The sequence below is a fragment of the Vibrio rhodolitus genome (assembly GCF_003350325.1).
GTDB lineage: Bacteria > Pseudomonadota > Gammaproteobacteria > Enterobacterales > Vibrionaceae > Vibrio > Vibrio rhodolitus.
This window is the reverse complement of the sequence record NZ_QLYZ01000008.1, coordinates 127,598-151,757: the sequence shown is the minus strand read 5'-3', so window position 1 is coordinate 151,757 and position 24,160 is coordinate 127,598. Positions and strand designations below refer to the sequence as shown.

Here is a 24,160-nt window from a genome sequence, read left to right as displayed (position 1 = left end):
ACTAAACAATGTTGTATTTCCTAAAGCCAAATCCGTGCCAAAAAAATTAACTCATATATTTCATTGGTTTACGTAAATTGCTTCTTCCGTGCGAAAAGTTATTGCACCAAATTGATCTTGTATTGCACTAAGTTGGTGCAATTTGGCGGTAATGCACAATGTTGGCGCAATACGCTGCTGGTTATTCCGCACCGAATTGCACAATATGTCAACGACAGGAAGATTAAATTGGAAACTTTGTTGGCTAAAATTTCGACAGAGCAAGGCAAAGAAGTTAGCTATGCTTAGGGTGTACTGGAAAATTGACAAAATAGAGGCTACCGAAATCTCATTTTATCGCCTAAAACCTCAGGATAGATCACATATTTCTAGGTTTTTCGCCAAAATCTGGTACATTAATGGCCGTTTTTTTAATCAGAAAATGTCGCTGGGGAGCACCCGTTCCCAACTAGGGGCATTTCATTTAAATTAAGTGAATCAAATCCATGGCTACTCCACAGATTGATAAATTAAGAAATATCGCGATCATCGCGCACGTTGACCACGGTAAAACCACACTGGTTGATAAGCTACTTCAACAATCAGGTACGCTAGAGTCTCGCGGTGAAGCTGAAGAGCGAGTCATGGACTCGAACGACATCGAGAAAGAGCGTGGCATTACCATCCTTGCTAAAAACACAGCAATCAACTGGAATGACTACCGCATCAACATCGTAGATACTCCGGGACACGCGGACTTCGGTGGTGAAGTTGAGCGTATCATGTCGATGGTAGACTCAGTGCTACTTATCGTTGACGCTGTTGACGGTCCAATGCCGCAAACGCGTTTCGTAACGCAAAAAGCATTTGCTCACGGTCTTAAGCCAATCGTTGTAATCAACAAGATTGACCGCCCTGGTGCACGTCCTGATTGGGTTATGGACCAAGTGTTCGACCTATTCGACAACCTAGGTGCAACTGATGAACAGCTAGACTTTAAAGTAGTTTACGCATCAGCACTGAACGGTTGGGCGACGCTAGAAGAAGGCGAAACTGGCGAGAACATGGAACCACTATTCCAAACTATCGTTGACCAAGTTGAAGCGCCTCAAGTTGACCTAGATGGTCCACTACAGATGCAAATCTCTCAGCTAGATTACAGCTCATACGTTGGTGTTATCGGTGTTGCTCGCGTAACTCGTGGTAGCGTTAAGCCAAACCAACAAGTAACTATTATCGGTGCAGACGGTAAAACGCGTAACGGTAAAGTAGGTACAGTAATGGGTTACCTAGGTCTTGAGCGCCATGACGTTGACCAAGCACACGCTGGCGACATCATCGCGATCACAGGTCTTGGCGAGCTAAAAATCTCTGACACTATCTGTGCACAAAACGCAGTAGAAGCGCTTCCAGCACTGTCTGTTGATGAACCAACAGTAACCATGACGTTCCAAGTAAACACGTCACCATTCGCTGGTAAAGAAGGTAAGTTCGTAACTTCACGTAACATCCTTGAGCGTCTAGAGAAAGAACTAGTGCACAACGTAGCACTACGTGTTGAAGAAACAGACAACCCAGATCGTTTCCGCGTTTCAGGTCGTGGTGAACTTCACCTATCTATCCTGATCGAAAACATGCGTCGTGAAGGCTTCGAGCTAGCAGTATCTCGCCCAGAAGTAATCATCAAGCGTGACGAAAATGGTAACCTTCTAGAACCGTTCGAAACAGTAACAATCGACGTTCAAGAAGAGCACCAAGGCGGTATCATGGAGAAAATCGGTTTACGTAAAGGTGAACTGAAAGACATGTCTCCAGACGGTAAAGGTCGTGTACGTATGGACTTCGTTATGCCATCTCGTGGCCTAATCGGTTTCCAAACTGAGTTCATGACACTAACTTCAGGTTCAGGTCTGCTATACCATACGTTTGATCACTACGGTCCACACAAAGGCGGTAACATCGGTCAACGTATCAACGGTGTACTAATTGCTAACGCAATGGGTAAAGCGCTAACTAACGCACTGTTTAACCTACAAGAGCGTGGTCGTCTATTTATCGGTCACGGTGTTGAAGTTTACGAAGGCATGGTTATCGGTATCCACAGCCGTGACAACGACCTAACAGTAAACGCACTGAAAGGTAAGCAGCTAACGAACGTTCGTGCATCTGGTACAGATGACGCGCAGGTTCTTACTCCGCCAATCGTTATGACTCTTGAGCAAGCTCTAGAATTCATCGATGACGACGAACTAGTAGAAGTAACACCTGAAAGCATCCGTATCCGTAAGAAATTCCTAACGGAAAGCGATCGTAAGCGTGCTTCTCGCGAAGCTAAGTCTTAATTATTAAACTCATCGTTTAATAGTGATCGCTAAGCGATAGATGAAAGGGCTCTGATTGATATCAGGGCCTTTTTTATAGCTGTTTTTCATCGAGGCAATGCATGTTACCTATCATAATTACCGGCGGACCGGGTGCTGGCAAAACCAGTTTAATTAATCAGTTGGCAAAGCAAGGTCATCAGACTTTTGCTGAAGTCTCTCGCGACCTGATTGAGCAGCAGGCGCAATTAGAAAATGGCATTTTGCCTTGGCATGATCTGCCAGGGTTTGCCGATTTATGTCTAACTCACATGGGTGAGCAAAAGCGACAAGCGGCGCAGCACCCTGTGGCATTTTTAGATCGTGCCATCCCAGATATTTGTGGTTATTTAGCTGAGGCTAAGCTGGAGATTGATACGCGCTATCTTGAAAGCAGTGCGGGCTATCATCCGCAGGTGTTTTTCTGTCGCCCACATCAGGCTATTTATGTGCAAGATGAGGTGCGCCCGTACCCATTTGCTGGCGCGTTGGCGATTCATGATGCGCTGGTGGCAATCTATCAGCAGCTAGGCTATCAAGTGGTGGAAGTGCCTTGGGGCAGCTTAGATGAGCGCGTGGCGTTTATCGAGAGCGCGATTGCGCTCCCGATAGAGAGTAGGCTTACTTGGCTTGAAGTTTGTTGAGGAACTTGTCCGATTCGTCGATTGCTTGGTTCATCTGACGGATTGCCTGTTCAATCTCTTTCTCTAAGCTAACAAACTCACCTTGTAGCGAGCCAATCGCGCTGGCGTTAAGGTTGTGCTTAAGAAAGAGCGTATTGTCACGTAGGGCATTCAATACTGGTGTCATGCGTTGCTCGGCGCGCTGCATCGCTTTAATCATGGTGTTGTACGAAGTGCGCGTTTCACGCAGTTTCTGCTCGCTGGCGCGGCGTAGAGAAGCGCTGGTGTACAGATCAAGCTCATCTTGCCATTCAGCAAACAGCGCTTCTGAGACATCTTCAATTGCAGCAATGCGATCGCTAACATCTTGCGCGGCGCTCTCACTCGCTTCATATTTATCATTGATTTGGTTGTAAACCGTTTCTAGTTCACCACCATCAAAATTGGTTAAAGCTGACAGAGCTTCCAAAGCACTGGTAAACTCTTGTTGTGCTTCTTGTTGTGACTGCTTAGCATCTTCTACGCGGTCGACCATAATATCGCGTTTATGTACGCCGACTTGCTCCATTGCCGCATAGTAGGTGGACTGACAGCCCGTAAGAGTGGTGAGGGCAATAAGCATCGCAATCAGATAAGGCATCTTTAAGTCCCTGTAATAATCAATAATAGTAATTAGGATGAATCAGATGATAGGGAGATACAAGTTGAAAATGACTTCTATCATTCAGCATATTAATCAATTTGCGCGCTATCTCTTAACCCGCATGTTGCATGACCGGGTCAATGTTAATGCGGGGTATTTGGCGTACATTACCTTGCTTTCAATCGTGCCAATGTTGACGGTGTTGCTCTCGGTATTATCGTCGTTTTCGGTTTTCGCTAATGTCGGCACGGTGATTCAAGATTTTGTCATTACCCACTTTGTGCCCACCGCCGGTGATGCGGTGAAATCGGCGTTGCTCGAATTTATCCAAAACACTGGCAAGATGACCGCGGTCGGTGGTGCTTTCTTGTTTGTCGCTGCACTAATGCTGATCTCCAATATCGATAAAAATCTCAACTATATTTGGCGGGTAAAGCACAAGCGTCGCGCGGTGTTTTCCTTCTCAATGTACTGGATGATTCTGACCCTAGGACCGATTTTGGTTGGCGCAAGCATTGCGGTGACTTCGTATGTTACTTCTCTGACGGTAATGGATAACCAAGTTGTCTCAAGTGCTTATCAGTTGATGCTGCGTTGGCTGCCGTTGATTCTCTCTTTCTTAGCGTTTGTTGGCTTGTATATGTTGGTGCCGAACAAAAAAGTGCAACTTTCCCACGCTATGATCGGAGCTTTAGTCGCGGCGCTGCTGTTTGAATTGAGTAAAAAAGGCTTTGCTGCTTACATCACTCAGTTTCCATCGTACCAACTAATTTATGGCGCGTTGGCAACGATTCCGATTCTGTTTATTTGGGTTTACCTATGCTGGTTGATTGTGCTGGTTGGCGCTGAGGTAACCGCGGCACTTGGTGAGCAAGAGCACTGGAGTGACGAGACAGAAATGGTACACTCGGACTACAGATATTTGCCGAATAATCAAAAAGGAAGCCCAAGTGATAGCTCTGATCCAGAGAGTGAGTGAAGCCGCAGTACGCGTTGATGGAGAAGTGGTTGGTGAAATTGACAGTGGTCTTTTGGTGCTTTTGGGCGTAGAAAAAGACGACGATGAAGCCAAAGCGCAGCGTCTTATGGAGCGCGTCACCACTTACCGTGTGTTTGAAGACCAAGATGGCAAGATGAACCTCAATGTCAAACAAGTTGAGGGTAAGGTGCTGGTGGTTTCGCAATTCACTTTGCCAGCTGATACCAAAAAAGGCACTCGAGCAGGATTTTCGCGTGGCGCGCATCCGGTTGATGCGGAGCGTTTGTATGACTACTTTGCCGATCAATGTGAGCAAGTGCTGCCAACAGAACGTGGTCGCTTTGCCGCAGATATGAAAGTGTCACTGGTCAACGATGGTCCGGTGACGTTCTGGTTGCAAGTATAACGAACCAATCCCCAAGCCGCTTAATGGTTTGGGGAACCATTGCAGCACTCTGCTGCCTAAATTGATTGATGAGCAGCAATAAAAGGGATTTTTATGTTTAAGCTGATCACGCCAAAAACAGATAACCAACTTAATAAGTACTATCAGTTTCGCTGGCAAATGCTGCGCGAACCTTGGCGTATGCCGCAAGGCTCTGAGCGTGACGAATTCGATGCCATGAGTCATCACCGTATGATTGTTGATGGTCGCGGTCGTCCGATGGCGATTGGTCGATTGTATATGACGCCAGACAATGAAGGTCAGATCCGCTTTATGGCGGTAAAAAGCAATCGCCGTAGCAAAGGCATGGGCTCGCTAATCTTGGTGGCGTTGGAGTCGTTAGCGCGTCAAGAAGGTGCCAAGCGTTTGGTATGTAATGCACGCGAAGAGGCGATCGACTTTTACGAGCGCAATGGTTTCGAGCGTCGTGGTGAGCTCAACGATCAGCGTGGTCCGACGCGTCACCAGCAGATGGTGAAACCGCTCGACCCTATGGCGAATGTGCTGCGCCGCCCTGAGTGGTGCGCCGAACTGCAAGAGCGTTGGGAGCATCATATTCCCATCAGCGATAAAATGGGCATCAAGATCAACCAGTACACTGGCTATCAGTTTGAATGTAGCGCCCAACTTAATCCCAATCTTAACCCACATAACACCATGTTCGCCGGATCGGCGTTTACCTTAGCGACGTTAACCGGTTGGGGGATGACGTGGTTATTGCTCAAAGAGCGTGGCCTGCATGGCGATATAGTCTTGGCAGATAGTCAGATCCGTTATCGCCATCCTGTCGAGCAAAATCCCGTTGCCCAGAGTTCACTCGATGGCATTAGTGGTGATTTAGACCGCCTGGCGAGCGGACGCAAAGCGCGCATCATTATCCATGTGACTATCTACAGTGGCACTCTCGCCGCTGTCGAGTTTGTCGGCACTTATATGCTGCTACCCAATTACAATCAATTACTGGATTCAAGGCTCGATTGCTGAGGGTTTAACTGCTTGTTGGATAACGGCTGTTGCGTGTTTAGCTGTGGGCAGATATCTTCAATTTGGTAAGCTTTCGCACTCAGATCGAGTTGTAGACGCTGACATTTATCTTCGAGCTGTAGCAAAACCGTCGCCAACTGCGGTTTTGCTAAATCAATTTTTCCTGCCAGCTGCGCACTCGGCGTTTCATTTGGTGAGTTTAAGATTATTCTGCCGCGATCTGCGGTGATCATTAGCTTATCAAGGGCGAAGTCGTGGCTAAATTCACTCTTCTCTTGTTTCGCCGTTTTGCTTGGCGCTAGCACCGAGAGTTGGCTCTCGCGCAAGCTGGCATCAATGCTGCCGCTTAGTGAATGTGCAAACATCGAATAATCTCCAGCTAAGCCATTGAGTTTGCCGTGCCAATCACTGATACCACTGAGATGTAGTGCTGCAGGAAGAGTGGTTAGTTGCTGCTCAAATGGCAAGCCATCGACAGTAAAATCGAGCTGCCATGGCGCGCTCAGTTGTTGTCTATCCCAACTTCCAGAGGCTTCAATATAGCCCGTTTCTAGTGGTAAAAATAAGCGATCAAGCTGCCAAATGTTAGCTTTATTGCTCATTTCTATAATTGCTTGAGTGCTGAGATAGTTGGCGTAGCTGGCACTATTTGCGGTGATTTGCAGCGAGCCCTGCCATAAACCGAGCTTGTTGTTCTGTTTAATAGCTAACTGCTTTCCTTCAACATTCACTCCAGACGCTTGCCAGAAAGGTTTATCGTTAATCTGGATCAGTTGGGCGTTATTAATATCCAATTGATCTATGGTCAGGTCGGCAATCTTATCGCCCCAATGACTGATTGCTGCGAGCTTTTCTTTACCAATATCGAGCCACTTGGCACCCGAAATGGTTAGGTTTTTTAGCTGGATGGCATCGGGGCTGACTTGCCCTTGTAATTGCACTCTGCCTTGCTGCCAATCGGTGTCGAGCTCGGCAACCTCAATGTTGTTGGGTGAGAAATAGAGCGTAGCACTTGGTGCAACAAATTGTTCGCCTTGGTAGTTAAGTGTATCGGCATTAAATGACAAATAACCTTGTTTTTGCTGCCATATCGATACAGATGGCGTGATTTTTTCCACAGAAAGGTCAAGGTTGAGTAATTCGATACCTTGATAGCTAAGGTTACTTTTTAGAATGTCTAAGCTATTGATGTCGCGAATCCAACCACTTTTTGCCAACTCGTTTAACCAACGGAGTTCATTTTGTGTCTGAGTCAGATTAAGCCCATCAATGGTGACATTGATCAGTGACCAACCTTGTGGGTATTGCTCTGCTTGCCCAGAGATTTGCCCGCCATTCCATTCAAAAGAAGCCCCATATACTGTGCTGTCTTGCGCTTGGTAATTCACATCAACCAGCAGGTTATTGAGCGCGTGACCTTGATAGTAGAGCTGGTCGGCAGCAAATTGAATATTACCAAAAGGTAGCCCTTGTCTCGGCTTCCAGATGGGTTGTTCGATTTGCACGTTCACATTGCGTGCGGACACTTCGCCCCAACTGAGATCGCTGTGCTTAATCGCTAACTGTCTGGTGGTGAAGCGCGTGGTGAGTTGCGCTAATGGGCTTAACTCCTGTTCTGATTGCAAGGCAAGATTAGCCCCTTCAATCACTAAAGCATCAAGCTGGATACTGTTGGCGCTTGGTAATGTAGCCGCAAACCATAACTCCGCTTTAGGCAGGTAGAAGGAGTCGTCAGTGGCATAGCGCACCCCTTCAAGCGTGAGTTGCAGCGGGGGGGTGTAGCTCGCTTGTTCGACTTGAATTTCGCTGTGAGTGATATTGAGCAAGTAATTGACCAGCGATGTGGCGTATTGGCTGCGCAGAGCACCGTATAAGGCAGCCAGCGCTGCAATAGCAATAAGCGCCAATAACAAAAAGAGATAACTCAGTCGTTTAATCAATGTCTTGTCCTAATAAGAGCCACATGGTGATTCTGTGCGTTATTCTGCCGAGCTGCAACAAAAAAGCCCCTCAAAAGAGGGGCTAGTGGTTAGAATCAAGCCGTTGTCACTAATCGAGCTGAGGACCAGCTGCGACTAATGATTTGCCTTCTGCATTGTCAGTGTATTTATCGAAGTTGTTGATAAAGCGCTGCGCCAGATCGTGCGCTTTGCTTTCCCATTGTAGTGGGTCGACGTAAGTATCACGTGGATCAAGGATGCTTGGATCCACACCTGGTAGTGATGTTGGTACTTCTAGGTTAAAGATCGGAATATGCGTGGTTTCTGCATGCTCAATTGAACCGTCCAAGATTGCGTCAATGATGCCGCGCGTATCTTGAATCGAGATGCGCTTACCGCTGCCATTCCAGCCGGTGTTAACGAGGTAAGCTTCAGCACCCGCCGCTTCCATACGTTTTACTAGTACTTCTGCGTACTTAGTTGGGTGTAGAGTTAGGAATGCTGCACCAAAACACGCTGAGAAGGTTGGTGTTGGTTCAGTGATACCGCGCTCTGTACCCGCCAATTTAGCGGTAAAGCCAGATAGGAAGTGGTACTTAGTTTGCTCTGGCGTCAGTTTTGACACCGGTGGTAGTACGCCAAATGCGTCGGCAGAAAGGAAGATCACCTTGTTGGCGTGACCGCCTTTTGAAACAGGCTTAACGATGTTGTCGATATGATGCAGTGGGTAAGAAACACGCGTGTTCTCAGTTTTCGAACCATCATCAAAATTGATTGAACCGTCGTTGCGAACCGTTACGTTCTCAAGCAACGCATCACGGCGGATCGCATTGTAGATGTCTGGCTCAGCTTCTTTTGATAGCTTGATGGTTTTCGCGTAACAACCACCTTCGAAGTTGAATACGCCGTCATCATCCCAGCCGTGCTCATCGTCACCGATCAGTGCGCGTTTAGGGTCGGTCGATAGCGTGGTTTTACCTGTACCTGATAGACCGAAGAAAATAGCCACATCGCCATCTTGACCCATATTGGCACTACAGTGCATTGAAGCAATATCTTTAAGCGGTAAGAAGTAGTTCATCATTGCGAACATACCTTTTTTCATCTCGCCGCCGTACCAAGTACCACCGATTAACTGAGTACGCTCAGTTAGGTTAAATACAGTGAAGTTTTCAGAGTTTAGTCCATGCTCTTCCCATTTCTGGTTAGTGCATTTCGCGCCATTCATCACCACGAAGTCAGGCTCAAAGGTTGCCAATTCTTCTTCGCTAGGACGAATAAACATGTTTTTCACAAAGTGAGCCTGCCACGCTACTTCAGTGATCACTCGAATGCTTAAGCGAGTATCAGGGTTAGCGCCACAGTAACCGTCAATAACAAAAAGGCGTTTGCCAGAAAGTTGAGAAGTGACCAATTGCTTAAGATCATTCCACACTTCTTGGTTGATTGGTTTGTTATCGTTTTTCACCGCATCGGATGTCCACCACATGTGTTCTTCTGTCGTAGCATCTTTAACGATGTATTTATCTTTTGGTGAGCGACCAGTGAAGATACCAGTATCAACCGCTACAGCGCCAAGCTCGGTCACTACACCGCGCTCATAGCCTTGCAGATCGGCACGAGTTTCTTCCTCGAAAAGCATTTCATAGCTTGGGTTTCTAACCACTTCTTTTACGTCGTATAGCCCATGCTTCGAAAGATCAATTGTTGCAGCCTTTGTATGTTCCATAACGGTCATAGGTGCTCCTTGTGATAAGTTTTTGTAGGGATTTTGTAAGAATGTTTTAATTTTTATATGTTAACCATGCTAGCAACGGGCCCGCGACAAAACAGGGGTATAGCTCAAATATTGCCCATAAATTTTGTGAGGATTTAGGTAACGCGTCACATATTGGCTTCACTATTTTATCGTGTGCGCAAACAGTTGCGCTAGATCAAATATATTATTAATGTGTAGAAATTAAGTATAGCGTTCGGTGCTAACAAAGCCTGTTATGGTGGGGTTTTAGGTGTAAAAAAAGCCAGCATAAAGCTGGCTTGTATAACATTTTAGTTACTTGTTAAGTTACGCAAATTAATGCAGTGTTTCGTTACCATTTTCTGCGTTGATGAATAGCTCAGTAACTTCTGCTTCGTCGAATGAGTATGTTGTGCCACAGTAATCACAATGTAAAGACACTGTGCCAGACTCCGCCAAAATGTCATTAATTTCAGCACGGTCGACGGTAATGATGGCAGCACCACTGCGCTCACGTGAACAGCCACAGTGGAACTCAACTGGTTGTGGTTCAAACAGGCGAACTTTGTCTTGGTTGTAAAGACGGTAAAGTAGCTCTTCTGCACTTAAGCCAAATAGCTCTTCGTTTTTCACTGTATTAGTCAGTTGCTCTAGATGCTCGAAGTCATCTGGCGTACCTGTGCCATCTGGCATTACTTGGATAAGCATACCTGCAGCGTGCGCTTTGCCTTGGAACTCACCAGTGCGGATCCATAGGCGCGTTTTTAGCTGCTCAGAGTTTGCGAAGTAGTTTTCGATAACTTGCGTTAGGTTTTCACCTTCAAGACCAACCACACCTTGGTAGCGTTCACCTTTTTTCGGCTCGATGGTGATCACTAGGTAACCTTTACCCATCATCTCGTGCAGCGTTGCGTCTTCAGCAATGTCGCCTTCCCAACGCGCCACACCACGGATCTTCTGATCGTGGTCGCCGTTGATCACGGCAAGAGAAACCGGACCATCACCTTGAAGTTGGATCGTGATTGAACCTTCAAACTTCAATGTTGCGGTAAGTAGTGTGGTTGAAACCAATAGCTCACCAAGTAGCTTTTGTAGCGCTACAGGGTATTCCTTGCTGGCAATAATTCGTTGGTATGCTTCATCCAGTTGCACCAATTCGCCACGTACTGATAGTTCTTCAAATAGGTAGCGGTTTAAAACGTTGTTGTTGATTACAGTATCAGTCATTTGGAGAGTCCAACTTATTGATGTTTAAACTTGATAATATCGCGGCGCTGCTTTTTGTCAGGGCGGCGGTCCGGGCTAGGGTTGTGCGCATTGAGTTTGCGTTGAAGCGCATGCGCTTCACGTTTAGCAATGCTTTCTGTAGTTTCAGTGTAGAGGGTCTGGGCTTCAGGTGCACCGCGGCGTTGCCCGGAAATCTTCTCTATCGTCACGGTTTTTTCTTCATTACCTTGACGTAAAGTGATCACCGCACCCAGCTCAACAGCTTTGCTCGGTTTGCTGCGTTGCCCATTATAATGGACTTTACCACCATCAACCATATTTCGCGCGATGGAGCGTGTTTTATAAAAACGTGCCGCCCAAAGCCATTTATCCAATCTTATTGCTTCTGCTGGGGAACTCATCTCGCTCTCTACCTTCTAACTAGCTCGAATATTGCCCATACAATGGTGATATGGAGCCCATTTTTCAAGTTAATGCTCAAAAAATAATTAACATCCCAGTTTGTAGGAATCTTTTCTATATAGCCCTAATCTATAGTTTGCTAGAATTAAGGGTTGCTGGTCATATAGATAGAAGCAACTAACCCCAATCAGCGACCTCAGTGAATGCCAGTTACCAAGGAAATGCCGTGAAACTCAGCACCCGTTCTTCAGTTTTACCTAAGCTTATTGCCAACCAAGCGCGAGTCAGTCTGTTGCTGACTATCACGTTATTGTTGTGTACGGCATGGGTGTTAGGGCGTTTAGTGTGGTTTCCCTATCAGCAAACCCAAATTACCCCTTGGAAAGCGAGCGCTTCATCAAATCAAGCCACTGATGCCCGTTTAGATACCGCCAACTTGTACAACAGCCACCTGTTTGGTGAATACCAAGCGGCAGTAAAACCTGTCGTTAAGCCAAAATTGGAAGATGCTCCTAAGAGCCGCTTAAATATTGTGGTTGTCGGGGTGGTAACCAGCACCAATCCACAAAAGAGTCTGGCGGTGGTCGCTAAAGGCGGTAAACAGGCGACTTATGGCATTAATGAGGTGATTGAAGGGACGCGCGCTAAGCTGGTTCAAGTGCAAGCGGACCGCATTATTGTCGATAACGCTGGACGCAATGAAACGGTGATGCTGGAAGGGTTGAAGTACGCAAAACCGGAACCACAAGTGAGCACAACGCAGCCGGCAAAAGCCAATCAAGTGGTGGCGAGCAAAGATAAGCTCAGCCAAATCCGAGCAGAAATTACCAGTAATCCACAACAGATTTTCCAATACGTTCGCATGTCACAGCTCAAGCGTGATGGTGAGCTAGCTGGTTACCGACTTAGCCCAGGCAAAAGTCGTGAACTATTTGATTCAGTCGGTCTCAAAGAAGGCGATGTTGCCACACATTTAAATGGCAAAGATTTACGCAATGCGGCCGCAATGGGCGAGGTCTTTAAGAGCTTGCCGAACTTAACCGAATTGAACTTGACCGTAGAGCGTGATGGACAACCCTACGATATTTATATCGAATTGTAAGACGCGCAGAGAGTGATCCTTTGAGGAGTAAAAAGTGAAGCATTGGCTTAAAAAAAGCGCATGGTTATTGGCAGCATCGTTAGCTGCTTCTCCGATGGCAACCGCGAGTGAATACAGCGCCAGCTTTAAAGGCACCGATATTCAAGAGTTCATTAATATCGTTGGTCGCAATCTAGAGAAAACCATCATTGTTGATCCATCTGTACGCGGCAAAATTGACGTGCGTAGCTACGACACGTTAAGTGAAGATCAATACTACAGTTTCTTCCTCAATGTGCTTGAGGTGTATGGCTACGCTGTAGTGGAAATGGACAATGGCGTGATTAAGGTGATCAAATCGAAAGATGCGAAAACCTCCGCGATTCCAGTGGTTGGTGACGGCAATGTTAAGGGTGATGCTGTCGTTACACGCGTGGTTGCCGTGCGTAACGTATCAGTACGTGAACTCTCGCCTTTGCTACGCCAGCTTAATGACAACGCGGGTGCGGGTAACGTGGTGCACTATGACCCAGCCAACATTATTTTGATCACAGGTCGCGCAGCAGTAGTCAACCGCTTGGCAGATATTATCAAACGCGTTGACCAAGCAGGTGACAAAGACATTGAGTTGGTGGAGCTTAATAATGCATCTGCAGCGGAAATGGTGCGTATTGTTGATGCGCTAAACAAAAGTAGTGACAGCAAGAACACGCCGGAATTTTTACAACCAAAATTGGTAGCCGATGATCGCACCAACTCAGTGCTGATTTCTGGTGATCCACAGGTTCGCAAGCGTCTGCGTAAGCTTATCCAGCAGTTGGATGTTGAGATGGCGACCAAAGGTAACAACCAAGTGGTGTACCTAAAATACGCTAAAGCCGAAGACTTGGTAGATGTGCTAAAAGGCGTATCAGACAACTTACAAGCAGAGAAATCGGCGGGCACCAAGAGTTCTGGTTCATCAAATAATGAAGTGGTAATTGCCGCTCATGCATCAACCAATGCTCTCGTTATCACCGCGCCACCATCGATTATGAGCGCACTGCAAAACGTGATTGCGCAGTTGGACATTCGCCGCGCGCAAGTGTTGATTGAAGCGCTGATTGTCGAAATGGCTGAAGGCGACGGTATCAATCTTGGAGTGCAGTGGGGTTCACTAGAGACAGGTGCAGTAGTGCAATACAGCAATACGCAAGCGCCAATTGGTCAGGTTCTTGTAGGCTTAGAAGAAGCAGGCGATCAAACTAGCACCGAATACTACACCGATAATAATGGTAATCGTGTTCCTTATAGCGTGACCGAATCTGGCGACTACAGCACCCTCGCATCAGCTCTTGCTGGCGTAAATGGTGCAGCGGTAAGCCTAGTGATGGGTGACTGGACGGCGCTACTCACGGCGGTATCGAGTGACTCAAACTCGAACATTCTTTCTTCACCAAGCATTACTGTGATGGATAACGGCGAAGCGTCATTTATTGTCGGTGAAGAAGTGCCAGTTCTGACAGGCTCAACAGCAGGCTCAAACAACGACAACCCATTCCAAACCGTTGATCGTAAAGAAGTAGGCATCAAGCTAAAAGTGGTACCGCAAATCAACGAAGGTAACTCAGTACAACTGAACATCGAGCAAGAAGTGTCGAACGTACTGGGCGCAAACGGTGCCGTGGACGTGCGTTTTGCTAAGCGTCAACTGAATACCTCGGTGATTGTTGAAGATGGTCAAATGATTGTACTGGGTGGTTTGATTGATGAGCGCGCACTCGAGAGCGAATCAAAAGTGCCGCTGCTGGGTGATATTCCGGTTCTGGGTCACCTGTTTAAATCAACCAGCACTCAAGTTGAGAAGAAAAACCTGATGGTGTTTATCAAGCCAACCATTATTCGTGATGGCGTGACGGCTGATGGCATTACTCAGCGTAAATACAACTTTATCCGTGCAGAGCAGCTGTACAAGTCTGAGCAAGGCTTAAAGCTGATGGATGACAGCCACATTCCAGTGCTGCCTGAATTTGGTCAAGAGCGTAAGCATCCGGCTGAAATTCAAGCCTTTATCGATCAGATGGAAAGCAAGTAATGATGGATATGCCGCTCACGACTGTGCAGCGCCGTCTGCCATTCAGTTTTGCTAAGCGCTTTAACTTGGTGCTGGAGCATGACGTGCAAGGTGCGACCTTGTTTTACGTTGCCCCTTTGGCGATTGAAGCGCTACTGGAAGTTAAACGTGCGATTTCTGCTGACTTTGCTCTGCAGGCGGTGACGCAGGATGAGTTTGAGAAAAAACTCACCCAAGCTTACCAACGCGATTCTTCGGAAGCGCGTCAGTTAATGGAAGATATCGGCGCTGACAGCGACGATTTCTTCTCACTGGCGGAAGATTTACCGCAAGATGCCGACTTGCTGGAATCAGAAGACGATGCGCCAATCATCAAGTTGATCAACGCCATGTTGGGCGAAGCGATCAAAGAAGGTGCATCGGACATTCATATCGAAACCTTTGAGAAGAGCCTGTCGATTCGTTTCCGTGTCGATGGTGTGTTACGTGATGTGCTTTCGCCAAGTCGTAAGCTCGCGCCACTGTTGGTGTCGCGTGTGAAGGTTATGGCGCGTTTGGATATTGCCGAGAAGCGCGTACCACAAGATGGTCGTATCTCGCTGCGTATTGGTGGACGAGCGGTGGACGTGCGTGTTTCAACCATGCCATCGTCACACGGTGAGCGCGTGGTAATGCGTCTATTAGATAAGAACGCGACGCGTCTTGATCTGCACAGCTTGGGCATGAAGCCACATACCTATCAGCAGTTCCGCACCATGATTGAACGCCCACACGGCATCATCTTGGTTACCGGTCCGACGGGTTCAGGTAAATCGACCACGCTATACGCTGGTCTACAAGAGCTGAATAGCAACGAGCGCAATATCCTCACCGTAGAAGACCCAATCGAATTTGATATCGACGGTATCGGTCAAACCCAAGTAAACCCGAAAGTGGACATGACCTTTGCGCGTGGCTTACGTGCGATTTTGCGTCAAGACCCGGATGTGGTGATGGTGGGTGAGATCCGTGACTTAGAAACCGCACAAATCGCGGTACAAGCCTCACTGACGGGTCACTTAGTGATGTCGACGTTGCACACCAACACTGCGATTGGTGCTATCACTCGTTTGCGTGATATGGGCATCGAACCGTTTTTGATTTCATCTTCACTGCTTGGTGTGTTGGCGCAGCGCCTGGTGCGTACCTTGTGTTCATGTAAGCAGCCATATTCTGCCGATGCGGCGCAAAAAGCGTTGTTTGGTCTTGGCAGTGAGCAAGAGCTAACTCTCTACAAACCACAGGGTTGTGAGAAGTGTAGCGGTAAAGGTTATCGTGGTCGTTCTGGTATTTATGAACTGCTGGTGGTCGATGAACAAGTCCAAGAGCTGATCCACAACGAAGCGGGTGAGCAGGCGATAGAAAAAGCGATCCGAGCGAAAACGCCAGCGATTCGCGACGATGGTTTAGAGAAAGTTCGTCAAGGTATCACTTCGCTTGAAGAAGTGATGCGAGTAACCAAGGAAGGCTAATGGCGGCGTTTGAATACAAGGCGCTCAATGCAAAGGGCAAGTCGCAAAAAGGCGTTCTTGAAGGCGATAATGCCCGTCAAGTACGCGTGCGTCTAAAAGAGCAAGGGCTGGTGCCAATTGAAGTGGTGCCGACTCAAGCTAAGCAGTCGGCTGCGAAAGGCAAGTCGACCGCGCCAGCAACCTTGACCTTTAAACGCGGTCTGAGTACGCCTGACCTAGCGTTGATCACTCGTCAACTGTCGACGTTAGTGCAATCAGGTATGCCACTTGAGGAATGTCTGCGCGCAGTGTCAGAGCAATCAGAAAAACCGCGCATTCGTACTATGCTACTGGCGGTGCGCGCTAAGGTCGTTGAAGGTCATACCTTGGCTGATGGCTTTGCTGATTACCCGCATATCTTTGACGAATTGTTCCGCTCTATGGTGGCAGCTGGTGAGAAATCAGGGCATCTGGATAGCGTGCTTGAGCGTTTGGCGGACTACGCCGAAAACCGGCAAAAGATGCGCAGTAAGCTGCAACAAGCGCTGATTTACCCAGTGGTTTTGGTGGTGTTTGCTATCAGTATTGTGGCGTTTTTGCTTGCCTCTGTGGTGCCAAAAATTGTTGGTCAGTTTGTGCAGATGGGGCAAGAGTTGCCATTCTCAACGCAAATCTTGATTGCTTGCAGTGAGTTTGTTCAAAACTGGTGGATTCATTTGGCGATCGGCTTTATTGCGCTTGCCTATTTGTGTCGCTTTGCCTTAACCAAGAAAAACATCCGTTTAAGTTGGGATCGCAAAGTGATCGGTATGCCTGTGATTGGCAAAATTGCGCGTGGTTTAAATACGGCTCGTTTTGCTCGCACACTATCGATTTGTACTTCGAGCTCAATTCCGATTTTGGAAGGCATGCGGGTTGCGGTTGACGTGATGTCGAATCAATTCGTTAAGCAACAAGTATTGCTGGCTGCTGATCGCGTACGTGAAGGTGCCAGTTTGCGAAAGTCACTTGAGCAAACCAAGCTCTTTCCACCCATGATGCTGCATATGATTGCTTCGGGGGAACAAAGTGGTGAACTGGAAGGCATGCTAACGCGCGCTGCCGATAACCAAGATACTAACTTTGAATCTATGGTCAATATTTCACTGGGTATTTTTACCCCATTGATGATTGCTGTGATGGCTGGTTTAGTGCTGTTTATCGTCATGGCGACCATGATGCCGATTTTGGAAATGAATAACTTAATGAGTGGCTAATTCACTCAACGCTTTGTGTTACTGGAGAAAATAATGAAACAACAACACAAGAAAAAACAATCTGGTTTTACCCTGCTGGAGCTGATGGTTGTGGTTGTTATCCTCGGTATTTTAGCGAGTGTGGTAGCGCCAAACCTACTAGGTAGTAAAGACACGGCATCGCAAAAGAAAGCGGCAGTCGATATTAAAGCATTGGAAACTGCGCTTGATACGTACCGCCTAAACCACAACGTGTACCCAACCACAGATCAAGGTTTGGAAGCGTTGGTGAGCGAGCCGAGTAATCCAACGCCGCGTAACTATCCAAAAGATGGTTATATTAAGCGTCTACCACAAGACCCATGGGGCAACGATTACCAATATTTAAGCCCAGGAGATAAAGGCACCATCGATATCTTCACTTTAGGCGCTGACGGTGAAGAAGGCGGTGAAGGCGTGAATGCTGACATCGGCAACTGGAATCTAGAAGACTTCCAATAATTATCATCCCAGTGGCGGCTTCGGTCGCCATTTGTAGCTTATATGTTCTGCGTGGTGCCTAAGAGTAAAATGCCAAAGAATAAAGGTTTTACCTTATTAGAAGTGTTGCTGGTGATTGCTTTGCTGGCGGTTACTGTCACCACGGTGGTGTTTGCTTTGCCTGATAACCAGCGTGATGAAGCGAAACAGCAAGCCAATGCACTCTGGCACCGCTTGCAATTACTTAATGAAGAAGCCTTGCTCAGTGGGCGCGATTACGGTTTACGCGTCGATGAAGAAAAAGCGACTTATTACCTGCAACAGTTAGAGGAAAACGGCTGGCAACCGCTATCGCTGGATCGTATTCCCTACGAGAGCGAGCTACAAGATGGCTTGGCAGTGAAGTTCACTCTAGGAGGTTCAATCTGGCAGGACCAAGCTCGGCTATTTGAGCCAAGCTCTTTGTTTGATGAAGAGATGTTTGCCGAATTTGAACAACAGAAGCAACTGCCACAACCGCAGGTGTTCTTTATGTCGAGTGGTGAAATCACGCCATTTTCTATTGCTATTTATCCGCAGGAGACTGATATCGAACAGTCTGCTTGGCAAGTAGTGGCAAAAGAAAATGGTCAAATCATTTTACTGGCACCGGGAGAGCAAGATGAAGCGCAATGAACGCGGGCTCACCTTGTTAGAAGTGCTGGTGGCATTGGCAATTTTTGCTATGTCGGCGATGGCGCTGATTCGTTCGGTCGGACAGCACATCAACACTTTGACCCTAATGGAAGAAAAAACCTTTGCCGCTATGGTGGCAGACAACCAAATTGCTCAGGTGATGCTCAATCCTAAAGGGCTGAGCAAAAAGAGTGGCAAAGAGACGTTAGCTGATCGTGAATGGTTTTGGACCGTCGCGCCAGTCTCCACTCAGCAAGGTTTAATTCGTGCGTTTGATGTAGAGGTGGCTCGTGAAAACAAAGGCGAAGCCATAATTACGGTGAGAAGTTATGTGCCAAAGTAACTTATCTCAAGGTCGCAAACGCCTATTGGGTTTTACCCTGATTGAAGTGCTGATTGCGATGGCAATTTTTGCCTTTATGGCGATTGGTGCGCAGCAGGTGTTGAGTCAGATCTATCGTAGTAACGATATTTCACAGCAGCGTAGCGAGCGACTGAAAACGCTGCAACGAGCGCTAGTGTTCCTTGATAACGATTTTCGTCAAATGGCGCTGCGTCAGATGCGCACCAACGGTGAAGAGGCGAGCGATAACTTGCTCGAATGGCGTGATTACTTGTTGGACTCCGATCTAAAAGGCGTGATGTTTACCCGCAGCGGTTGGCATAACCCAGCGCAGCAGTTTCCCCGCGGTGAAGTCACCAAAGTTGGTTATCGAGTGAAAGAGGGTGTGCTGGAACGAATCTGGTGGCACTACCCAGATACACCTGCTGGGCAACAGGGCGCTGAAATGCCTTTGATTGACCAAGTTGAAGAGTTTGATTTGCGCTTTTTTGATGGCAAGCAGTGGAGCAATAGCTGGGATAAAGCATTGAGCTTGCCGACTGCTGTCGAAGTGATGCTGCGTTTTAAAGATTATGGCGAAATTAAGCGCGTCTATTTAACCGGAGGCGGCAGTCTTGCGGCGGAGGGGCGTGATGAAAACTAAACAGCGCGGCGTTGCCCTGCTGATCGTGTTACTGCTCTTGGCGATGATGACAGCGGCTGCGGCAACCATGTCAGAGCGATTGTTTGGACAGTTTAAACGTTCCGCAAACCAAATTAATTATCAGCAAGCGTATTGGTATGCGATGGGGGCAGAGGCTATCGCCATTGAAGCCATCCAGCAGAGTTACAAAGACAGCGATACCATTAACCGCTCACAACCTTGGGCGATTGAAGAGCAAAGCTACCCGCTTGATTACGGCACGCTAACAGGAAAATTAGTCGATCGCCAAGCTTGCTACAACCTCAATGCGTTAGTTGAGACGGCGGCAGTAAACAACTCGCAGAATGCACCTTATCTGGTAACGGTGCTGCAAGATTTGCTTAGCGAGCTTGAGGTTGATGAGTATGTGGCAGAAATTGTTGCTCATTCGGCTTGGGAGTTTGTCGATCGTGATAATGATATCAACTCTGTCACGGGTGTCGAAGACAGCACTTATGAAGCTATGTCGCCAGCCTATATGGCAGCAAATGGTATGTTAGCCGATGAGAGTGAGTTTCGTGCCATCAACCAAGTTTCTGGTGAGGTCATGGCGATAGTTCGCCCTTATCTTTGTGCTTTGCCAACGACGGAGTTTCGCCTTAACGTCAACACCTTAATGCCGGAACAGTCGGCGTTATTAGTGGCAATGTTTGCCAAGCAACTCAGCGAGAGTGATGCGAAAACCGTGTTGGAAAATCGCCCTTTCGATGGCTGGGGAAGCGTGGATGATTTTTTGGCTGAAACCCAAATCGCAGCATTAAACGAAGCGTTAAGAAAACAAGCAAAAGGCTATCTTTCAGTAGATAGCAAGTATTTTGAATTGGATGCACAAGTTGTTGTGGATGAGTCGCGCGTGCGCATTCGTAGCCAACTATTTAGTGCCAATCGAGAAACTGCGACGGTGATTAGCCGCCGCTTTGGAGGAATCGGTGAGCGAGTTCTTAATCGTTCGACTGAGCAATAACAAACAAGCTAACCAACAGTGGTTAGTTTGGTCTGAAAGCCAGCAAGAAGTGATCGCCAGTGGCGAGTTGAAGGCTGAGCAGTCATTGGCAGAGATCGAAAGCTATGGTCAGCAGCGCCCAACGATTGTGCTGCTAAATAGCGCCGATGTGTTACTCAAGCAGGTAGACATTCCGGCGGGTGGCGCCAGACAGTTCGACAACATGTTGCCATATCTGATTGAAGACGATGTCGCACAAGATGTTGAAGGTCTGCATATCAGCACGCTGGCTAAACAAGGTAATCACGCGTTTATCGCTGCGGTAGATAAAGCTTGGTTATCTGAGCAGCTAACCCAGTTAGCGGAAGCGGGCTTTGTGGTGATCAAGGTATTACCAGATGCGCTTGCGCTACCTGAACTTGATGCGATCAGCGCGGTTGAAATTGACGGTCAATGGTTGCTGAAAAAATCTGCTTATCAAGCCATCAGTGTTGATAGCGCTTGGCTCGCTATGGTAGCGCAGTCTGAGTGGGTAAAAAGCGACGATAACTGGCTTGATTTGCAAGCGTATAGCCCGTTGCCAGAGCTTGCGTTAGCAACCGAGCAGCATTGGCAAAATATAGAGCCACAACTGGTGATGCAGTTACTGGGCACTCAAGCGATCCACAGCAAAATTAACTTACTAACTGGTAGTTTTAAGCCTAAGTCTTCTTTAGTGAAGCATTTGAAAGTGTGGCGAAAAGCAGCGATAGCAGCGGGTGTCTTGGTGGTGGTACTGCTGGTGCAAAGCTTAATTCAGGCTCAGCAAGCTCAGCAACAAGCGGATGTGTATCGCGCTGAAAGTGAGCGCATTTTCCGAACTGTGTTGGCGAAGAATAAGATCCCAACCACCAGTTATCTAAAGCGTGAACTTGAGAGTGAAGTAAAACGTCTTTCTGGCGTAGCCTCGGATGACTCAATTTTACATTGGTTAGTCAAACTGCCAAATACGCTGAAAAATATTCCTAACTTTGAAATGACCGGATTTACCTTTGATAGCAATCGCGGTGAAATCAAGCTTGAAGCACGCAGTAAAGACTTCCAAGCGTTTGAACAAGCACGAACTCAGTTAGAGCAACAATTTGCCGTTGAACAAGGGCAAATCAGTAAGTCTGGTGATTTTGTCACTGGTAACTTTGTTCTGAAACAGCAGTGAGGAGAATGAGATGCAAGCTATTTTAAACTCGCTGCAGATTTGGTGGTATCGCATTACCCCACGTGAGCAGCGTTTAGTGATGATTGGCAGTTTAGTGCTGGTGTTTGGCGTATTGTATTGGGGCATTTACCAGCCGATCACGCAACGTGCTGAGCAAGCGCAGTTTAACTTGAACAGCGAAAAACAGCTGCTAGGTTGGGTAAGTGACCAAGCGGACAAGATTGTTGAGTTACGCGGCAATGGCGCGAAAGCGATTTCACCCCTGCCGTTAAACCAAGCGATCTCTTCGTCAGCACGTCGCTTTGATGTAGAGATGGTGCGCGTGCAGCCTCGTGGTGATGAAATGCAAGTTTGGGTACAACCTCTACCTTTCAATCAGTTGATTTCTTGGGTTGAATACATGCAAGCAAACCATGCGATTGAGGTGCTGTTTCTTGATATCGATAAGAGCAGCCAAGCGGGTATGGTTGAGGTAAAGCGTCTGCAATTAAGCAAAGGATAAGCAAGTGAAAGGAAAACTATTGTTGGTCTTAGCGCTGCTGGTGACTTTTCTTGTCAGCGCGGTAGTGCATCTACCGATTCAAGCTGTGTTAGCTTATGCTCCGCTACCTAAACAACTGCGCATCGCAGGTGCCAGTGGCAGTTTGTGGCAAGGACAAGTGCAGCAACTGCAGTGGCAGCGCTATAACTTTGGTCAAGTGTCATGGCAATTGCAACCAAGCCAACTGTTGACCGGCAAGGTGCAAGCCAGTGTGCGTTTAGGCACAGGTAATCCTTGGCAACTACGTGCTAGAGGAGTGGTGGGTTATGGTTTAAATGGTGCCTACGCGCAGGATGTGATCGCGTCGTTGCCGGCGACAGAAGTGATGAAATTTGCTCCGCCGCTACCCGTGCCGCTGGGGATAAGTGGTCAGCTCGAATTGAGCATCCAGTCACTAGAGTATTCAGCGCCGTACTGCAGTTCGGGTAAAGGTAAGTTGGTCTGGAACACAGATTCTATCGGTACACCGCTGGCGGATCTGCAAGTCGGGCCGGTTGTGGCGGATCTTACTTGTCAGGACAATGCGATTACGGTTGCTGGCAATCAGCAAAGTAAGCAAGTGAACAGTGAATTTAGTCTAGAGCTTAACGCGAATCGTCAATACAGTGCGCAAGCGTGGTTTAGCCCGCAAGCTGATATGCCGACGGCATTAAGTCAGCAGCTACAATGGCTGCCAAAACCAGATAGCCAAGGTCGCTACCAGTTTACCTATCGCGGTCGAATCTAGACATAAAAAAGCCCCAAGATTGGGGCTTTTTGCTATTTCAGTACCGTCATTAATCACTGATGGTGTTTACTTGTTTACCGGGAAGCTCACCTGCACTTTTAAGCCACCTTCACCGCGATTATTCACTACCACCGAGCCGTTATGCTGACTGACGATACGTTTAACGATTGCTAGCCCAAGTCCGGTGCCTTCACTGCCTCGGGCAGTGTCGCCACGGGTAAAGGGTTCAAATAGCTTGGCGATTTGATCTTTTTCAATCCCCGGACCGTTGTCTTCGATGCATACCCAGCACAGTTTGTTATCGGCGGTCATTCCGGTTGAGATTTTCACCCAGCCATTGCCGTAGCGTACGGCATTAACCACTAAGTTACTCACGGCTCGTTTAATCGCAATCGGGCTGCCATAAGCCGGTTTAAGTGGGCTAAGCTGAGTCGCCATTTCAATATGTTCACTACTGCCCTCTGAGTTGGCAAGATCTTGCGCAATCTCATTGAGGTCAACTTCAGTAAATGACTGTTTATTGACTGGCTTAAGGTAGTCCATGAACTGACTGATGATCTCGTTACACTCTTCGGTATCGCTGATAATGCCCTCGGCAAGGTAGCTATCTTCTGGCGACATCATTTCTGTCGCTAAGCGAATACGTGTCAGTGGCGTGCGCAAGTCATGACTAATACCTGCCATCAAAAGAGCGCGGTCTTCTTCCAGTGCTTGGATGCCTTTTGACATTTGATTAAAAGCGCGTGTTACCGAGCGAATTTCTGTAGAGCCCTTTTCTGGTAGCGGTGGAGGGATCGCGCCACGCCCCACGCCTCTGGCGGCTTTTTCCAGCGCCAGTAGTGGTCGATTCTGCAAGCGCATAAATAACCAACCGCCAGCAATAATTAGTAGCGCCATCAGCAAGCTGTTACGAAACAGTGGGGTAAAGTCTTCTTCTTGCAGCTCAGAGAGTGGGATGCGAATTAATGAATCAGGCAGGGCACCGATACTGAGCCAAAGCACATAGCTTTCGTCCCCTTGTGCCATTCGAACATCGGTTGGCGTGCCAAGTTCGTGACTCATTTCCTCACTCATCAGGTCGATACTGATCGCATGATGATATTGCTCGGCAATCGGGCTGTCTTTGCTGTGCACGGTGACCCCAAGACGCTCCAACACTTGGCGACGCATCGGCGCATCCATGGCTAAAGCGTTTTCCGAAGTGTCGGAATCGTCGAGCATCAGATTGATTTCATAGCTGAGGATCTTGTTAAACTGTTGCAAACTCGGCAGCAAAGCGTAATTAAAAACGGCGTAGTAAGAGTAGACTTGGCTGGCAATTAAGAGCGTGACAAAGAGTAATAAGGATTGAGTGAAGGAACTGCGAAAACGCATAGACTTAACCTATTAGATGAT

At 47.5% G+C, this 24,160-nt stretch carries 23 protein-coding genes; 17 read left to right on the top strand and 6 right to left on the bottom strand.

From position 1 onward, the window contains the following. The first annotated feature begins 485 nt into the window (after positions 1 to 485). Both typA and DPF93_RS10155 read left to right on the top strand, forming a co-directional pair. Entirely contained in the window at positions 486 to 2,321 is a 1,836-nt protein-coding gene (typA, locus tag DPF93_RS10160) for a translational GTPase TypA (RefSeq protein ID WP_114766075.1), read from the top strand. 101 nt (positions 2,322 to 2,422) lie between these two features. Then, positions 2,423 to 2,983, top strand: coding sequence for an AAA family ATPase (locus DPF93_RS10155; protein ID WP_114766074.1), 561 nt, complete (start codon positions 2,423 to 2,425; stop codon positions 2,981 to 2,983). Here the strand turns inward: DPF93_RS10155 and DPF93_RS10150 are convergent. Continuing rightward, the gene (locus DPF93_RS10150) at positions 2,961 to 3,602 is read right to left on the bottom strand and encodes a DUF2959 domain-containing protein (protein WP_114766073.1); all 642 of its coding nucleotides are present in this window, start codon (positions 3,600 to 3,602) and stop codon (positions 2,961 to 2,963) included. The genes DPF93_RS10155 and DPF93_RS10150 overlap by 23 nt on opposite strands. Before the next feature lie 37 nt (positions 3,603 to 3,639). Here DPF93_RS10150 and DPF93_RS10145 point away from each other — a divergent pair, with 37 nt between their 5' ends. The 3 genes from DPF93_RS10145 (at position 3,640) to DPF93_RS10135 (ending at position 6,013) form a co-directional block, all read left to right on the top strand. Next, positions 3,640 to 4,584 (top strand): virulence factor BrkB family protein, encoded by a 945-nt coding sequence (locus DPF93_RS10145; RefSeq protein ID WP_114766072.1) that lies wholly within the window; start codon positions 3,640 to 3,642, stop codon positions 4,582 to 4,584. Then, on the top strand, positions 4,556 to 4,990 hold the full coding sequence (dtd, locus tag DPF93_RS10140; protein ID WP_114766071.1) for a D-aminoacyl-tRNA deacylase: 435 nt from the start codon (positions 4,556 to 4,558) through the stop codon (positions 4,988 to 4,990). Before DPF93_RS10145 ends, dtd begins: the two co-directional genes overlap by 29 nt. 93 nt (positions 4,991 to 5,083) lie before the next feature. Further along, on the top strand, positions 5,084 to 6,013 hold the full coding sequence (locus tag DPF93_RS10135; RefSeq protein ID WP_114766070.1) for a bifunctional GNAT family N-acetyltransferase/hotdog fold thioesterase: 930 nt from the start codon (positions 5,084 to 5,086) through the stop codon (positions 6,011 to 6,013). On the opposite strand, the gene DPF93_RS10130 is transcribed toward DPF93_RS10135, so the two are convergent. From DPF93_RS10130 to hslR, 4 genes are all read right to left on the bottom strand, one after another. Beyond that, entirely contained in the window at positions 5,983 to 7,953 is a 1,971-nt protein-coding gene (locus DPF93_RS10130; protein ID WP_114766069.1) for an AsmA family protein, read from the bottom strand. The genes DPF93_RS10135 and DPF93_RS10130 overlap by 31 nt on opposite strands. A 109-nt stretch (positions 7,954 to 8,062) precedes the next feature. Continuing rightward, positions 8,063 to 9,691, bottom strand: a complete 1,629-nt coding sequence (gene pckA, locus DPF93_RS10125; protein ID WP_114766068.1) for a phosphoenolpyruvate carboxykinase (ATP) — start codon at positions 9,689 to 9,691, stop codon at positions 8,063 to 8,065. A gap of 336 nt (positions 9,692 to 10,027) precedes the next feature. Then, complete coding sequence (hslO, locus tag DPF93_RS10120) at positions 10,028 to 10,903, bottom strand: Hsp33 family molecular chaperone HslO (protein ID WP_114766083.1); 876 nt, start codon at positions 10,901 to 10,903, stop codon at positions 10,028 to 10,030. A 29-nt stretch (positions 10,904 to 10,932) separates the two neighbouring features. Continuing rightward, a complete protein-coding gene (gene hslR / locus DPF93_RS10115; RefSeq protein WP_114766067.1) occupies positions 10,933 to 11,319 on the bottom strand; it encodes a ribosome-associated heat shock protein Hsp15 in 387 nt (128 codons plus the stop codon). Between the two features lie 227 nt (positions 11,320 to 11,546). On the opposite strand from hslR, the gene gspC reads away from it, so the two are divergent. The 12 genes from gspC to DPF93_RS10055 all read left to right on the top strand — a co-directional run bounded on the left by gspC (position 11,547) and on the right by DPF93_RS10055 (position 22,765). Then, a complete protein-coding gene (gspC, locus tag DPF93_RS10110) occupies positions 11,547 to 12,422 on the top strand; it encodes a type II secretion system protein GspC (RefSeq protein ID WP_244204707.1) in 876 nt (291 codons plus the stop codon). 34 nt (positions 12,423 to 12,456) lie between these two features. Further along, the gene (gspD, locus tag DPF93_RS10105) at positions 12,457 to 14,475 is read left to right on the top strand and encodes a type II secretion system secretin GspD (protein ID WP_114766065.1); all 2,019 of its coding nucleotides are present in this window, start codon (positions 12,457 to 12,459) and stop codon (positions 14,473 to 14,475) included. 2 nt (positions 14,476 to 14,477) lie between these two features. Further along, complete coding sequence (gspE, locus tag DPF93_RS10100; protein ID WP_425275303.1) at positions 14,478 to 15,965, top strand: type II secretion system ATPase GspE; 1,488 nt, start codon at positions 14,478 to 14,480, stop codon at positions 15,963 to 15,965. Beyond that, positions 15,965 to 17,200 carry a type II secretion system inner membrane protein GspF gene (gene gspF / locus DPF93_RS10095; RefSeq protein ID WP_114766063.1) on the top strand — a complete coding sequence of 412 codons (1,236 nt, stop codon included), beginning with the start codon at positions 15,965 to 15,967 and terminating at the stop codon, positions 17,198 to 17,200. The genes gspE and gspF overlap by 1 nt, the downstream gene beginning before the upstream one ends. 33 nt (positions 17,201 to 17,233) lie before the next feature. Beyond that, positions 17,234 to 17,680: a type II secretion system major pseudopilin GspG gene (gspG, locus tag DPF93_RS10090; protein ID WP_114766062.1), complete on the top strand. Its 447-nt coding sequence runs from the start codon at positions 17,234 to 17,236 to the stop codon at positions 17,678 to 17,680. 69 nt (positions 17,681 to 17,749) lie between these two features. Continuing rightward, the gene (gene gspH / locus DPF93_RS10085; RefSeq protein ID WP_114766061.1) at positions 17,750 to 18,334 is read left to right on the top strand and encodes a type II secretion system minor pseudopilin GspH; all 585 of its coding nucleotides are present in this window, start codon (positions 17,750 to 17,752) and stop codon (positions 18,332 to 18,334) included. After that, positions 18,321 to 18,677: a type II secretion system minor pseudopilin GspI gene (gene gspI, locus DPF93_RS10080; RefSeq protein WP_114766060.1), complete on the top strand. Its 357-nt coding sequence runs from the start codon at positions 18,321 to 18,323 to the stop codon at positions 18,675 to 18,677. The genes gspH and gspI overlap by 14 nt, the downstream gene beginning before the upstream one ends. Then, the gene (gspJ, locus tag DPF93_RS10075; protein WP_114766059.1) at positions 18,664 to 19,320 is read left to right on the top strand and encodes a type II secretion system minor pseudopilin GspJ; all 657 of its coding nucleotides are present in this window, start codon (positions 18,664 to 18,666) and stop codon (positions 19,318 to 19,320) included. The genes gspI and gspJ overlap by 14 nt, the downstream gene beginning before the upstream one ends. After that, on the top strand, positions 19,310 to 20,323 hold the full coding sequence (gspK, locus tag DPF93_RS10070; protein WP_114766058.1) for a type II secretion system minor pseudopilin GspK: 1,014 nt from the start codon (positions 19,310 to 19,312) through the stop codon (positions 20,321 to 20,323). The genes gspJ and gspK overlap by 11 nt, the downstream gene beginning before the upstream one ends. Next, positions 20,289 to 21,497: a type II secretion system protein GspL gene (gspL, locus tag DPF93_RS10065; protein ID WP_114766057.1), complete on the top strand. Its 1,209-nt coding sequence runs from the start codon at positions 20,289 to 20,291 to the stop codon at positions 21,495 to 21,497. The genes gspK and gspL overlap by 35 nt, the downstream gene beginning before the upstream one ends. Positions 21,498 to 21,507: 10 nt before the next feature. Further along, complete coding sequence (locus DPF93_RS10060) at positions 21,508 to 21,999, top strand: type II secretion system protein M (protein ID WP_114766056.1); 492 nt, start codon at positions 21,508 to 21,510, stop codon at positions 21,997 to 21,999. 4 nt (positions 22,000 to 22,003) lie between these two features. Next, positions 22,004 to 22,765 carry a type II secretion system protein N gene (locus DPF93_RS10055; RefSeq protein ID WP_114766055.1) on the top strand — a complete coding sequence of 254 codons (762 nt, stop codon included), beginning with the start codon at positions 22,004 to 22,006 and terminating at the stop codon, positions 22,763 to 22,765. A gap of 66 nt (positions 22,766 to 22,831) precedes the next feature. On the opposite strand, the gene envZ is transcribed toward DPF93_RS10055, so the two are convergent. Then, positions 22,832 to 24,139 (bottom strand): two-component system sensor histidine kinase EnvZ, encoded by a 1,308-nt coding sequence (gene envZ, locus DPF93_RS10050; RefSeq protein WP_114766054.1) that lies wholly within the window; start codon positions 24,137 to 24,139, stop codon positions 22,832 to 22,834. Between the last annotated feature and the right edge of the window lie 21 nt (positions 24,140 to 24,160).